At 41.4% G+C, this 14,655-nt stretch carries 15 protein-coding genes; 5 read left to right on the plus strand and 10 right to left on the minus strand.

The features are described 5' to 3' along the window. Positions 1-142: 142 nt before the first annotated feature. The 4 genes from NX845_RS18345 to NX845_RS18360 all read right to left on the minus strand — a co-directional run bounded on the left by NX845_RS18345 (position 143) and on the right by NX845_RS18360 (position 3,523). Positions 143-694: a porin family protein gene (locus NX845_RS18345; protein ID WP_004735074.1), complete on the minus strand. Its 552-nt coding sequence runs from the start codon at positions 692-694 to the stop codon at positions 143-145. Positions 695-822: 128 nt separating this feature from the next. Beyond that, positions 823-1,752 carry a LysR family transcriptional regulator gene (locus NX845_RS18350; protein ID WP_102501052.1) on the minus strand — a complete coding sequence of 310 codons (930 nt, stop codon included), beginning with the start codon at positions 1,750-1,752 and terminating at the stop codon, positions 823-825. A 99-nt stretch (positions 1,753-1,851) separates the two neighbouring features. Next, positions 1,852-2,595, minus strand: coding sequence for a copper homeostasis protein CutC (locus NX845_RS18355; protein WP_102501051.1), 744 nt, complete (start codon positions 2,593-2,595; stop codon positions 1,852-1,854). A 319-nt stretch (positions 2,596-2,914) separates the two neighbouring features. Next, positions 2,915-3,523: a peroxiredoxin C gene (locus NX845_RS18360; protein ID WP_004735077.1), complete on the minus strand. Its 609-nt coding sequence runs from the start codon at positions 3,521-3,523 to the stop codon at positions 2,915-2,917. A 209-nt stretch (positions 3,524-3,732) separates the two neighbouring features. On the opposite strand from NX845_RS18360, the gene NX845_RS18365 reads away from it, so the two are divergent. Beyond that, positions 3,733-4,638 carry a hydrogen peroxide-inducible genes activator gene (locus NX845_RS18365; RefSeq protein ID WP_004735078.1) on the plus strand — a complete coding sequence of 302 codons (906 nt, stop codon included), beginning with the start codon at positions 3,733-3,735 and terminating at the stop codon, positions 4,636-4,638. A gap of 64 nt (positions 4,639-4,702) precedes the next feature. Here the strand turns inward: NX845_RS18365 and NX845_RS18370 are convergent, their stop codons facing one another. The 6 genes from NX845_RS18370 to NX845_RS18395 form a co-directional block, all read right to left on the minus strand. Continuing rightward, positions 4,703-5,104: a hypothetical protein gene (locus NX845_RS18370; RefSeq protein WP_065682646.1), complete on the minus strand. Its 402-nt coding sequence runs from the start codon at positions 5,102-5,104 to the stop codon at positions 4,703-4,705. After that, complete coding sequence (locus NX845_RS18375) at positions 5,097-5,495, minus strand: hypothetical protein (RefSeq protein WP_065682647.1); 399 nt, start codon at positions 5,493-5,495, stop codon at positions 5,097-5,099. Before NX845_RS18375 ends, NX845_RS18370 begins: the two co-directional genes overlap by 8 nt. A 163-nt stretch (positions 5,496-5,658) precedes the next feature. Continuing rightward, positions 5,659-6,099: a hypothetical protein gene (locus tag NX845_RS18380; protein ID WP_065682648.1), complete on the minus strand. Its 441-nt coding sequence runs from the start codon at positions 6,097-6,099 to the stop codon at positions 5,659-5,661. Continuing rightward, entirely contained in the window at positions 6,096-6,506 is a 411-nt protein-coding gene (locus NX845_RS18385; protein ID WP_017084401.1) for a hypothetical protein, read from the minus strand. Before NX845_RS18385 ends, NX845_RS18380 begins: the two co-directional genes overlap by 4 nt. 443 nt (positions 6,507-6,949) lie before the next feature. After that, positions 6,950-8,890, minus strand: a complete 1,941-nt coding sequence (locus NX845_RS18390; RefSeq protein ID WP_017095410.1) for a methyl-accepting chemotaxis protein — start codon at positions 8,888-8,890, stop codon at positions 6,950-6,952. Positions 8,891-9,165: 275 nt separating this feature from the next. Continuing rightward, a complete protein-coding gene (locus NX845_RS18395) occupies positions 9,166-9,609 on the minus strand; it encodes a CBS domain-containing protein (protein ID WP_065682650.1) in 444 nt (147 codons plus the stop codon). Positions 9,610-9,943: 334 nt separating this feature from the next. Between NX845_RS18395 and queA the strand changes: the two genes are divergently transcribed. The 4 genes from queA to secD all read left to right on the plus strand — a co-directional run bounded on the left by queA (position 9,944) and on the right by secD (position 14,644). Then, complete coding sequence (gene queA / locus NX845_RS18400) at positions 9,944-10,996, plus strand: tRNA preQ1(34) S-adenosylmethionine ribosyltransferase-isomerase QueA (protein ID WP_017092445.1); 1,053 nt, start codon at positions 9,944-9,946, stop codon at positions 10,994-10,996. 194 nt (positions 10,997-11,190) lie between these two features. After that, complete coding sequence (tgt, locus tag NX845_RS18405) at positions 11,191-12,327, plus strand: tRNA guanosine(34) transglycosylase Tgt (RefSeq protein WP_004735086.1); 1,137 nt, start codon at positions 11,191-11,193, stop codon at positions 12,325-12,327. A 110-nt stretch (positions 12,328-12,437) separates the two neighbouring features. Beyond that, complete coding sequence (gene yajC / locus NX845_RS18410; RefSeq protein ID WP_004735087.1) at positions 12,438-12,767, plus strand: preprotein translocase subunit YajC; 330 nt, start codon at positions 12,438-12,440, stop codon at positions 12,765-12,767. Between the two features lie 20 nt (positions 12,768-12,787). Beyond that, complete coding sequence (gene secD / locus NX845_RS18415; protein WP_004735088.1) at positions 12,788-14,644, plus strand: protein translocase subunit SecD; 1,857 nt, start codon at positions 12,788-12,790, stop codon at positions 14,642-14,644. The last annotated feature ends 11 nt before the right edge of the window (positions 14,645-14,655 follow it).

Raw genomic sequence — 14,655 nt, forward strand, 5'->3', positions numbered from 1 at the left:
ACAGGTCGCGCTTCTATAAAGACGTTATGGCAAGGATGGCTTAGGTTACAAACCATCCTTGAAGGGTATGAACTCGCCAAGTCTCTTGATTAACCAGACTTGTGATCAAGAGACAGGCTTAGACGCTGGCTTTTTCAATCTATTAGAAGCGGTAACCGACAGTCCATGAGAATGTTTCGTAATCTACGTCATCGTAGCTCGCGAATTCAAAGCGCATGTCAGTGTATAGGTGTGGTCCGAATTCAGCACGACCACCTAGGCCAACAACGAAGCTGGTATCGTTGTATGATTCAGTCCACTTCTTGTCTAGGATGCTAATTGAATTATCTTCACTTTGACGAGCTAGGCCCAGAACACCATAAGGTTTCAAAGAGAAGCCATCTAATTCAAATTTATAACCGATATCAGCATCAACTTGGAATTTGTAACCATCGATCTCGGCTTTTATACCTTCAACGTTTTCGTCGTCACTATTCGTTGCGTAAGAAACATTGATACCTACGATACGGTTAAATTCATAACCATATTCAAGTTTGATACCGTTACCCCAATCAACTGTGTCATCGGTTAGCCAGTCGTCTACCTGAGTTTGGTTGTAACCGATACCCACACGGTGTTGGCTGTCAAAGTTGTTTGCAAGAACTGGAACAGAAAGTAGTGAAGCTGAAATTAGGGTAGTAAGTGCAATTTTCATATTAGTCTCTATTTAGGGTTAACTTAACTGCACGATCCTTCGTAGTTCAGTATCCGTTTTGATAGGGCTAATATTAAACAGTGTTTTATTTTTCGGCTAAGTAGATATTGGTATCTCTATAATAAGCATTACTTATTAACCTGAGTTGATAGTGCTTTTTGTATTAACTCAAATAGCCAATTGGTAATAGGGGAGTTTCTGTTTTTAATATGTAAATGGCAGTAAACAGGAGTTTTGGGAGGCTCGCCATCTATCACAACATCGATTCCGCGTAGGGTTGGGTAATTATCAACGAGGAAAAGATTCGAGTGTGGCATGTACATATCTGTGTGTTGAATGACATCAATGACCGCCATAATTAGCTCACTACGGAAACCAACATTATGTTCAACGGAGAGATTAGTTAGGATATCCGATGCCAAACTATGGTTGTCGTTCCAACCGGGTGTGACTAGTGAAGCGATATCGTAGCCTGCCACATCGTAGGGTGTAACGATTTCTTGCTCTAAAGGGTGGTCTTTTCTTACAAAAATACGCCCTGTTAGTTCAATTAACTTTTTCGTATAAACTTCTTTACTCGTTTTACTGCCAAGGTAACTGATCCCCATCAATACCTCACCTTTCTGAATGTCAGAAACAGAAGCATTGGTCCAAGAGACTAATTCTAGATTCGCATTCGGTGCTTGCTCTCTTATCATTTTAAATAAAGAACCAGATAAACAAGATAGCACGATAGGTGATAGCGCTATTTTGAGTGTGTAATCGATCTCTTTTGGATCAAAAGTGTTTGATGTATTGATCGCGACAGATAGACCGTCCATGAACGGCTTTATTTCATTGGTGAGTTGTTCTGAGAAAGCGGTAGGCTGCAAACCTCCATGAACTTTAACGAAAAGGTCATCGTTGAAGTGGTGTCTTAGCTTTTGCAGGGCTTGGCTAACCGCTGGCTGAGAAACGAATAAACGCTCCGCAGCCTTTCTGGTGTTTTGTTCTTGATAAACAATCAGAAATGTTCGTAACAGGTTTAAATCAAGAGAGCTGAATAAGTCTTTAGCCATATCTATCCATGAAAATTTTCTGCGCTATTAAATCTAATATACGTCAGTCAGTTAGATTAGTCAGCGAGGTTCTCTGGATTTGTGTTAGCGACTATTGCCCTAAGCGATGAGAGCGGCTCTCACACTGGATATCTTGCTAGCATCAGTTACTGGTATCTGATAATCATCAATATCATCACTGCCCATTTGAGCGCTTGAGTTGCTTTCCATTAGACTCGGTCTTGTCGATTTACCTGAAAGGTGAAGTGCAGGTACTTGGGTGGTACTTTGAATCATCTTAGTATTCGTTGCATTGACGCCAGCGCCAGCCATGATATCGATTCTGCCATCGGCTTGTTTGACCATATCTGCGAGCACATTGATGCCTTGCTCAGCATTAACAGCGAGCCCTGATGTCAGGATTCTTTCACATCCAAGTGTGATGACCTGTTCTAATGCTGTTTGGTAATCAGAGCTTTGATCAATGGCTCTATGGAACGTCATTCCAAGCTTCAATGAGTGCGCTTTGTCAGCCAGTTGCTGCATTTTTGGCATATCAATACTTCCGTTCGGCGCTAATACACCAAGTACGACTCCATCCAACCCAGCACTTGCACAAGCTTCAATATCTTCAAGCATACAGAGCATATCGTCGTTATCGAAAATGAAGTCGCCTTGTCTTGGTCGTATCATCGCGTAGACAGGAATAGACGAAATTTTTGCGGCTTGCTTCATCATTCCGAAGCTTGGAGTTAACCCGCCAAGTGCCAATGAAGAGCAAAGCTCAATTCGATTCGCGCCACCAGATAGTGCGTTATGTAGAGATTCTAAGTTATCGATACAGACTTCAATTTCGGTGTTCATCATGTTTATCCGTTCAAAAAGATACTGATGAAATCATAGCAATCTAGATACGGATATGAATAGGTGGTCGCAGAGGAAAATAGGGGTAAAGTTTGTTTTTGTAATTACCTCTATTAAATGTTGCAGAGGGAGCTTTGGGGAAATGAAAGGCCGTCGAATAGATATGAAAAAAGCCCGAAGCGTTAACTTCGGGCTTTTAATAGGACTTTACTTCTTAACTGATTGGCGGTGCGCTTTGCGCTATTAGCTTATGCTTTATTTCTCTTTATAGAGAGTCTTCCAACCATTAACCTGAGTTGAGTTCAGGCTTAAGAGGTAATTACTTGCTTAGGTCGTCAGCGTGCTCAGATAGGAACGCAGCAACACCTGTTGGTGATGCGTCCATACCTGCTTTGCCTTCTTCCCATTGTGCAGGACAAACTTCACCGTTCTTCTCGTGGAAGTTTAGTGCGTCTACCATGCGTAGCATTTCGTCGATGTTACGACCTAGTGGAAGATCGTTAACTACTTGGTGACGTACAAGGCCGTCAGCGTCGATTAGGAAAGAACCACGGAAAGCAACGCCTGCTTCTGGGTGCTCAACATCGTATGCTTTGCAGATCTCGTGCTTAACGTCAGCAATTAGAGGGTACTTAACTTGACCGATACCGCCATCAGCGATAGCAGTGTTACGCCATGCGTTGTGAGAGAATTGAGAATCGATTGAAACACCGATTACTTCAACGCCTTTAGCTTGGAAATCTTCTAGACGGTTGTCGAAAGCGATTAGCTCTGAAGGACAAACGAAAGTGAAGTCTAGTGGGTAGAAGAAAACTACAGCTTTCTTACCTTTAGTGAATTCTGCGAAGTTGAAGTTATCAACGATCTCACCGTTACCTAGAACAGCTGCTGCAGTAAAGTCAGGGGCTTGACGACCTACTAGTACCATTTGGAATCTCCTAAAAAATTAGTTGGCCCAACACATCTTTGTTTGGGCTCCGTTTCTACGGGACAAACTATAGTACAATCGGTACTATAGAAAAAAGCGAATTAAATAGATTAAGTTAATCGAAAAAAGCGATGAGCTTAATCTTTGCCCAGTCCTTAGGTCTACTGACCTTTACGTAACTTATCCTACTCATATTACAAAGTAATTTCATGAATAAATGGCCAAGTCTAAAGCAGCTTCATTATCTTGTTACCCTTCACGAAACCCGTCACTTTAGCGACGCTGCGGATCGCTGTTTCGTCAGTCAATCTACGCTAAGTAAAGGCATTCAAAACCTCGAAGAGCTGATTGGTTGTCCTCTTTATGAGAAGAAAGATAAAAAGAGCCCATTGGTTTTCACTCAAGCGGGTGAGCTGGTGGTTAAGCACGGTCGAGAGCTATTGGCGAAAGGGCAAGATCTTGTCGAACTTGGAAATCTATGTAATGGAGACGCGATGCAAGGGCAGCTAAGAGTCGGGTGTATCCCTACCATTGCGCCATTCCTTCTGTGTGATTTGGTTCAAGAAGCCAATCATCGTTTTCCTCAGTTGAACTTACTGTTACGTGAAGACACGACGACTAACTTATTGGCTGCATTACGTCATGGTGAGTTAGATGTGTTGATTCTGGCTCTGCCTGTCGATATCGACAACATGGAGAGTAAAGTTGTTGGGCAAGACCCGTTCAGAATGGTGATCAGTCGTAATCAAGCAGATGGCATTCGTGTTCCGATTAAATACGATGACTTGCCAGATGAGTCTGTATTTTTGCTGGAGAACGAGCACTGCTTAACCGAGCACGCGGTATCAGCTTGTAAGTTAACCGACAAAGAGAAGATAAATCCGTTCACCGCCACAAGCCTCCACACATTAGTGCAAATGGTAGCAAATGGTTTGGGAACCACCTTTATTCCGCAGATGGCCATCGATCATGGCTTATTGGAAAACCAAAACCTAGTGGTTATTGATCCTCCTGGTCAGCAAGCGTACCGAGATATTGGTCTGGTCTGGCGACCAAGTTCGTCTCGTCTAGAGACATTCCATCAGTTAGCGGATGTGGTGTCTGAATTGCTTTAAAAGACTGTCGTCATTTTAGATGTATTCAACCTTACCTTGCATAGTGGCAGGGTAAGGTTCGTACTTAACTATTTTTTGTAAACTGGTGGTATTTTAATACGGCATATAAACATTTTAATGCAATAAAGCTAAGCATTATATTTAAAGGCTCCATTGGCATATCATAAAAAAATCCAATTCCAATGTCCAGCAGTGGGGTTAGCGCTAAAATAATTGCATAGAATCGATTGATGGAACTATTTACATAATAAGATGATAATAATATAACTATAGTTTTTACTAATTCGGTAGCTAAAGGAATTAAAGAATCTCCCCCTGAAATTATTAGGCTCATACCTATGAAAAATAACATAAATAAACTATAAAATTTGAATAATCTACTAGATAACCTGATTGTTTTTATTGAATCCATTCTTTTTACTATAGGTTTATATAACCTATAGTATTTGATGATATTTTTATTCATTACACATTTCTTCAGTGATGGCGAATTTTTCAAATATACCACGCGAGCTTTTTAATTCTAGTTCTGGGCCGCAGTATATATGAGTTGGGCTGTTTATTTTATAATCTTCCATTTTAAAATAATATAGAAAAGAAAGAATTAACGATATAGCAAGTAAAACATATGAAGTTTTATTTTTCATTCTAATATGATCTTTCTTTGTTTTAAATATCAATTTTAATTGAACTATACTTATGAAAAAAGCCCAAAAGAAAGCAGGAGTAAGTAGTATTGATAAGAGATATATTTTATCGGTTCTATAAGAGCCGAGTGGGAAGTATAATATAGGGTAAGAACTGATTAATAATATAATCGTAAACCTAATAGCTTGTTTGTGCTTGCGTAGTTTCATATCTTTTCCTGTGTTCATTCTGCTGCAGTACTGTGTAAGTGCTAGTAAGTGATTGAAATTTATATTTTTTAATTTTATTTAACCTAATTTTTATCGGAAGTTATGACCTGCTGTAAATCTTATTCAACCTCGATAATTTATTCGATAGATAAACCTGAATTTTCTAGTTGTATGGATTTCTAGGTCTTGTGAAATAGTACTTTACGAGTTTATATGACATATAAGTTATGAATGCGATGATACTATAAGTGATAGTAAAACCAAATACAGATTTAAATATATAGAATAGGCTGCTATTTTTACTTCCGAGTATGATTTTTTTGCCATCTTTAATAGTTAAAATATTATATTTCTCATTTTTAATTAATTCAAAATCAAATCCATGAATTGATAAGTTGCTATCTATCTCTAGTTTATAATAATAAGTTTTAGACCCTTTAGTATGAACTTGAACATGATCAAGGCTTACGACTCTGGCTTGCTTTTCTATACTGGACACCCAAAATTGGTAGGTATCTACTGCAAGTCCATAAACTAAAAAAGATAGGAAACTATAGCTAAAGATAACAAGAGAAAACTTAAAAAATGGAAATGATTTATTCATAAACCGTTACCACATTTTTCTTTTGAAAGCGCAAACTTTTCTAAAAGCCCCACAGAACTTCTCAGTTTCATTTTCATTATTGAGCCACAATATATGTGGCTAGTGCTACTTTCCTTGTAATCTTCAACTTTTAAGTAATAAAAAGTAGATAGTGATATAGCGATAATAAAATAAGTACCGAGACGATGATTTTCAGATTGGTGCTTATCGTCTCTATTTTTTATTATTAGTACTAGCTGTACGATAGTGTATGTTAATAAAAAAAATGCAATGAATGAACTAATTACAGTAACAAAGTAAATTCTATCTGAATCATACTCTCCAGAAGGGAAGTATATGAATGGGTAACTGCATACAGTGATGATTACTAGGCATATTATTGAATATTTATAGTTTGATACTTTCATTTGTACTCTCAAGAACCGTAACTTTTTGGGCGCCTCATAATGAGATGCCAGTATATTCTCCGAACCATTAAGTGGACCAAATGAATAGTCGTCAATTGCTTTTATATAAGTTTCCAACACTCCGGAAGAAGCAGCTACATCCTCTACTGTGAATGTAACAACAGTGATACAAGCAATGACAGGAGCTGAATTCGTTATAACCTCTGCATCAAGCCTATTGATAAATATGATTTTTTCACTTTATTACGGAGGTGGTTGTATATGGCGGGTAATATAAACCCCATCAATGTATTATTCAACTAGTTTTATATTTGATATGATGTGCGGATTGGTTGTTTATTGTAATGAGTTACGGGGTAAGCGGCAGTGCATTTCTATCGATTAAAGTTACCTAATATTGAGCCTCATAGTTTTATGAGGCTCTTTCTACTTTATCTATAGCGTTAGATTTTGAAAAAGCTCAGTAAGTCTTTTTGTTTCACTGCTAATGAAGACAGCTCTTCACTCGCTTGCTTGCTTTGTTCGATTCCTGAAACATTTTGGTGAACGATATCAAAGGTCAAAGAAACATTTTGTGAAATATCCTGTGTGACTCCTGATTGCTCTTCAGATGCTGTTGCTACTTGTGTATTCATATCTGAAATCAGGCCAACAGACTCCGTTATTGATGCGAATGCCGTTCTAAGCTGTTCGCTGTAATGACGCGACTCGACGGCTAACGACAGGTTAGATTGCATGAACTGGTTGGCATCTTTTGCTTGTGCTTGAAGTCGAGAGATTATCTCTTGAATATCGACAGTTGATTGTTGCGTTTTAGCGGCCAGAGAACGAACTTCATCAGCAACGACAGCAAAACCACGCCCTTGCTCACCAGCTCGTGCGGCCTCAATGGCTGCGTTGAGTGCTAGCAAGTTCGTTTGTTCAGAGATGGAGTTGATCACTTCAATAACAGTACCGATCTCTACCGAGTACTCTTGCAGTTGATTGACGATATTTGATGTCTCTTCGATTGAGTCTTCAACCTTGCGAGATATATCATCTGAGGCATCGAGTGAAACGCCGCCCTTTTTAACATTGGAAGTTGCACCAGTTGCCGCGTTCTCAGCACTAGCTGCATTATGGCTAACCTCATTCGCAGTACTAGAAAGCTCATTGATGGCCGTTGCTATTTGCTCCATTTGGCTCAGTTCTTGTTGAGCGTTCCCTTCTGTTTGACTCATCACGGCCGTTAACTCGACTGAAGCCGCTGAAACATTGTCTGAAATTTGGTGGAAGCCATCGATGATACGACGTAGTTCTTGACGCATCTCTAAAATGTTTGCGTATATACCCGTTTCTTTGCCTGTTATTGGAATCTGTTTTGAAAGGTCACCGGAAGCGACTTCCTCTACAATTGCTTGAATGTCGCTAGGCTCTCCCCCTACGACTTTCCAGACGCTACGATAAATCGAGATGGCAATGCCAAGGGCAATCGCGATAACAATAATTGAAAGCACACCTAAGATAAATTGAGCGTTTGAAAATCGTTCAACCATGCTTGGTCCGACAGAGTCTTGTTTTGACTTGGTAGAGAGCTTTATTTCTTCAATTGTTTTCGCCGCATTGCTACCAGCAATATCAAGGGTTCCAGAAACGATGTTGTTTCGTTCCTTTATCGTGTTAACAACTTCTGAAAAAGTGACTCGGTAGGTTTTAAAGGCATTATTAAAATCAGCTAAGTAACGAATTTGCTCGGCTGACATCAATTGAGATTCTATGGTTTCTACGAGAAATGTGGCGGATGCAAACTCTTTTTGAGCTCGTTGAGCATCTTCTATTTTGTTGCTAGTCAAAAATTTAGAAGCATACAATCGTGATAACAACACATGTTGTTGAAGTTGCCCTGAACTGACAGCAACTTCTAAATCTTCTTCAGCAGAAGCTTGCATCATCAAGTTAGTCACTGCTTGTCGCATCTTAAGACCTGATGGATCCAAGTTTTCTTTAACTAAGTTGTTCCTAGTATTGACCAGTTGTACAACCTGGTTAAAGCCTTGGCTGTATTGTTTAAGCTGCTTCTCTATCGCTAAAAACTCATTTTTATGTAGGTCGTCGATATGAGCGTCCAATACTTCGTCAATCAACTGAATTGATGTTGTGATGCGCTTATTGAGCTCCGAAGCATGCGATGCAACAGGGTTCTTTATATATTTTAATGCAGATAAACGAGCTTCCAATATGTTGGCTTGGATTCGGCCAGTGGATACACTGGTTAATGCAAGAGAACGATAGGTATTAAACCCATGACTAGATTGATAAAAGCGCAATGAAGCAACGACTGAAATAACCAAAATTAGCGCAAGAATCACGCCAAAACCCAAGGACAGCAATTTCTTTAAACTCATAAGTATCATTCCCAGAAAGGCAGTTTGTTTTTATTGTTAACAAATTTTTACATTATCCAAACGATAGATATATCAATAAATCTAATTAGAGTCTTACATTCTCATATGTAAGAACAATAAGTCAGATAGGTTTGTTGAGATGCTCATTTTTTGGAACAGGTCTCTAAGAAGAAATGAGGGTTGTAGTGAGTTTCACAGTGAATATGTGATAGTTGGACATGTAAAGAGCCTTGGATTGAAAGGCTCTAGGGGGTTAGCGGGTAAAACAACCTTGATTAACCTTCTACTTCTTCCGGTTCTACTTCTTCCTGTAGCTCTAATAAGTTAATCGCTATCGTGACAAAATCGCTGTCTGTAATAATGCCTATTAGTTCGTGGTTTTCTACGACAGGTAAACAGCCCACTTTGTGTTTCTGCATATAGATAGCTGACTCTTTTAAACCCGCACGCGGCTCTACCGACATAACACTTTTGTGCATGATGTCGTTGAGGGGAGTGGCAAGAGTAAAAGATTGAGCTTGTGGGATGTTTTGTAGGCTGGATTCTTGAGCGGCTAGAACGTCTCGCTGTGTGACGACGCCAAGTAGTTGCCTGTCGGAATCAACGACCGGAATATGGCGGATATCAAGCGCTTCCATCATGTGCTTAGCATCGGCCAGTGAGTGTGAGCGCAATAGAGTATGAGGGTTGCGAGTCATCATATCTTCAACCTTGATCATACGAACCTCCTTCTTTTTTATTTGTTGCTATTACTATAGTTTTTTATCCAAAAAATAACTGAGATCTGACGCATTCTTGGGTGAGTTTTATGCAACTAATTTTTTAGTTTGAGGTGGTGAATCAGTGGCATTATTTTACGCCTCTTTACAATAATCCAGTGCTGTAAACCTTGCTATTGCGGCTCGTGTGCCTATACTAGCCCACTGCGAAATTTTTAGTCGTGTTTGTGATGTGTTTCTGGTAACGATTGACTTACCGTAACGATTGATCTGCAACCATGATTTATTATTCGTCAACAGCACAAATCTCATCAACTAAGACAAGACTACAAACATGCAAGTTTCAGATTTTCACTTTGACCTACCAGATGAACTCATTGCTCGCTACCCTCAAGAGGAGCGCACAGCAAGCCGCCTGCTTAAATTAGATGGCAACAGCGGTAACCTAGCTGATGGTTCGTTTAAAGACGTTTTAGACTTGGTTGAGCCAGGCGATCTTGTTGTTTTTAATAACACTCGCGTGATTCCTGCTCGTGTATTCGGTCGCAAGGCCTCAGGCGGTAAGCTTGAAGTGCTAGTGGAGCGTATGCTCGATGAGAAAAGCATTCTTGCGCATGTTCGTTGCTCTAAATCACCGAAGCCGGGCACTAAGTTGTTCCTTGGTGAGAACGATGAGTATGAAGCTGAAATGGTGGCGCGTCACGATGCGTTGTTTGAAATCCATTTCACTTCCGATCAAAGCGTTCTAGAAATTCTTAACAGTGTTGGTCACATGCCACTGCCTCCTTACATCGATCGTCCTGATGAAGATGCAGATAAAGAGCGCTACCAGACTGTCTATAATGAAAAGCCGGGTGCGGTTGCAGCGCCAACAGCAGGCCTTCACTTTGATGACAAGCTAATGGCTGGCATGAAAGAAAAAGGTGTCGAGTTTGCTTACGTGACGCTTCACGTTGGTGCTGGCACGTTCCAGCCGGTAAAAGTAGATAATATTAACGATCACCACATGCACGCAGAGTACGTTGAAGTACCGCAAGAAGTGGTTGATGCCGTTGCCGCAGCAAAAGCTCGCGGCGGACGCATTATCGCTGTCGGTACAACCTCTGTGCGTTCACTAGAAAGTGCGGCTCAAGATGCATTGAAAAATGGCACTGAGTTAGTTCCTTTCTTTGGTGACACAGAAATCTTCATCTTCCCTGGTTATGAATACCAGTTGGTGGATTGCTTGATTACCAATTTCCACTTACCAGAATCAACATTGATCATGTTGGTGAGTGCATTTGCTGGTTATGACAATGTGATGGGCGCATACGATCACGCAGTGAAGAGCGAATACCGTTTCTTCAGCTACGGTGATGCGATGTTCATCAATAAGAAAACGAGCTAATTTTAGCTGGTTATAAACGATATAAGCAGAATTTACGGGTGCTAGCAGTAAGCTAGGAGTCGGGCAGGGTGTCTGTCTAATCTCTCGCAAGGAATACGCGACCGCTCCTCATAGAACTCGCTAGATTGAACTTATGTTTAGCTTAAGGTTCTGAATTATCAGTCAGATTGTTTCTCTGGCATATTGGAGGCTTCGTGAAATTAAAATACGAACTAAAAAAAACAAACAGCGGCGCACGTCGTGGTCAACTTCAGTTTGAACGTGGTAGCGTTGAAACACCAGCATTCATGCCTGTAGGTACTTACGGTACGGTTAAAGGCATGACACCTGAAGAAGTGAAAGACACAGGTGCTGAAATCTTGCTAGGTAATACGTTCCACCTATGGTTACGCCCTGGTCAAGAAATCATGAAACTGCACGGTGACTTGCACGATTTCATGAACTGGAAAGGACCTATCCTGACTGATTCAGGCGGTTTCCAAGTATTCAGTTTAGGTGCGACGCGTAAAATCACTGAAGAGGGTGTTCACTTCCGTAACCCTGTAAACGGTGACAAGATCTTCATGGACGCTGAAAAGTCGATGGAAATCCAAAAGGATCTAGGCTCAGACATCGTAATGATCTTTGACGAATGTACGCCTTACCCTGCGACGCATAAAGAAGCTAAAGACTCAATGGAGATGTCTCTTCGTTGGGCTCAGCGTTCACGCAATCACTTTGACAAGCAAGAAAACCCGAACTCACTATTCGGTATCGTTCAAGGTGGCGTATACGAAGACCTTCGTGACGTATCCGTTAAAGGCTTAACAGAAATTGGTTTTGACGGTTACGCTGTTGGCGGCCTAGCAGTAGGCGAACCAAAAGAAGACATGCACCGTATTCTTGAGCACACATGCCCTCAGCTGCCTGAAGATAAGCCACGTTACCTAATGGGCGTAGGCAAACCTGAAGACTTAGTTGAAGGTGTTCGTCGCGGTATCGACATGTTTGACTGTGTAATGCCAACGCGAAATGCACGTAATGGCCACCTGTTTGTCACTGAAGGTGTGATCAAGATCCGTAATGCGAAGCATAAAACGGATACAACACCACTAGATTCAGATTGTGACTGTTACACTTGTAAGAACTACAGCAAGTCGTACTTGCACCATTTGGATCGTTGTAACGAAATCCTAGGTGCTCGACTGAACACGATTCATAACCTGCGTTTCTACCAACGAATTATGTCAGACATTCGTCAATCTATTGATGAAGACCGTTTTGAAGAGTTCGTTGCTGAGTTCTACGCAAGAATGGGGCGTGAAGTGCCACCGTTAGGTAAAGAATCTTAGTATTTCTTTTTTGCGAGCCCCATCTCTCTTCCGAGAGTTGGGGCTTGAAAATAAAGGGATACAACCCAATTAGACAAACAATTACCAAAATATAATAGAGGATGTTTTTAATGTTTATTTCTCAAGCTCACGCAGCAGTAGAAGGTGCACCAGCAGGCGGCGGTTTCGAAATGCTTATCATGCTAGGTATGTTCGCTGTGATCTTCTACTTCATGATCTACCGTCCACAAGCTAAGCGCGTAAAAGAGCATAAGAGCCTTATGTCTTCTATGGGCAAAGGCGATGAAGTTCTAACAAGCGGCGGTCTAATCGGTAAGATTACTAAGATTGCAGAAGACAGCGACTACGTTGCTATCGAACTGAACGCAAACAACGAAGTTGTTATCAAGAAAGACTTCGTTACAGCAGTGCTACCAAAAGGTACTCTGAAATCACTATAAACAGCTAGAGGATCCTCGCTGTGCTAAACCGTTATCCGTTATGGAAGTATTTGATGGTGGTGTTTGCCATCGCTATCGCCGCGTTGTACGCACTTCCGAATATATACGGTGAAGATCCGGCAGTTCAAGTTACAGGGGCGCGTGGCGCCTCTGTAGATCTGTCTACGCTGGATGCTGTCACCAATGCTCTGGAAGCAGAGAACCTTTCTACTAAATCCGTTGCTCTAGAAAACGGTTCCATTCTTGTTCGCTTTAACGATACAGATACGCAAATTAGTGCCCGTGATATCATCACAGAAGCACTAGGTGATGATGTTATCGTTGCTTTAAACCTTGCGGCTTCAACTCCTGATTGGCTTGAATCTATTGGTGCTGCACCAATGAAACTGGGTCTTGATCTACGTGGTGGTGTTCACTTCTTAATGGAAGTGGATATGGATGCTGCGATGCAAAAGCTAGTTGGCCAACAAGAAGAAGCCTTCCGTAGTGAACTTCGTGAAGAAAAAATTCGTTACCGTGCTATTCGCCCATCGGGTAAAGATGCAGTTGAAGTGATTCTACGTAACGAAGAGCAGCTTGCTGAAGCGAAATCGCTACTGCAATCTAAGCACCAAGATATGACGTTCGTAGATTCAGAATCTAATGGTCGTTTCTCTTTGGTTGCTCGTTTTACAGATGCTCGTCTTCAAGAAATCCGTAACTACGCAGTAGAGCAAAACATTACCATTCTACGTAACCGTGTTAACGAACTTGGTGTTGCTGAGCCTTTGGTTCAACGTCAAGGTGCTAGCCGTATCGTAGTGGAATTGCCTGGTGTTCAAGACACGGCGCGCGCTAAAGAAATTCTTGGTGCAACGGCGACACTTGAGTTCCGTGAAGTTGATAGTAGTGCTGACTTAGCCGCTGCCGCTTCTGGTCGTGCCCCTGCGGGTAGCGAAATCAAGCAAGACCGTGATGGTCGCCCTGTGGTACTTAAGAAGCGCGTTATTCTAGGCGGTTCAAGTATTACTGATGCAAGCTCAAGTGTTGATGAATATGGTCGTCCACAAGTTAACATCTCGCTAGATAGCGAAGGTGGTAGCAAGATGTCTACATTCTCTCGTCAGAATATCGGTAAGCTTATGGCTACGGTATTTGCAGAGTACAAAGACAGCGGTCGTAAAACACCAGAAGGTCGAGTGATCTTAAGTAAGCACGAAGAAGTGATTAACCAAGCGACGATTCAATCTGCGCTAGGTCGTAACTTCCGTATTACGGGTATCGACTCAACGGCTGAAGCTCATAACTTGGCACTTTTACTACGTGCTGGTGCATTGATTGCGCCTATCTCGATTGTAGAAGAACGTACGATTGGTCCATCTATGGGTCAACAAAACATCGATATGGGTATCATGGCGATGGTTTGGGGTATGGCTGCAGTAATGTTGTTTACTCTGCTTTACTACCGTACTTTCGGTTTGATTGCGAACGTTGCTCTGATGGCTAACTTGGTGTTGATTATCGGTGTGATGTCGATGATCCCGGGGGCTACTATGACTCTGCCAGGTATTGCCGGTATCGTATTGACGGTTGGTATGGCGGTCGATGCCAACGTACTTATCTTTGAGCGTATACGTGAAGAACTTCGAGATGGACGCAGTCCACAACAAGCGATTCACCAAGGTTATGCGAACGCATTTAGCACCATCGCCGATGCCAATATCACCACACTACTAACAGCAATCATTCTATTTGCTGTAGGTACAGGTGCAATTAAAGGCTTCGCGGTAACGCTGTCTATCGGTATCTTAACTTCAATGTTTACAGCTATTGTCGGGACACGTTGTATCGTGAACCTGATGTATGGCGGAAAACGCGTTAAGAAACTGTCGATCTAAGGCTAGGAATT

The organism is Vibrio sp. NC2, from assembly GCF_025195005.1.
Taxonomy (GTDB): Bacteria; Pseudomonadota; Gammaproteobacteria; order Enterobacterales; family Vibrionaceae; genus Vibrio; species Vibrio splendidus.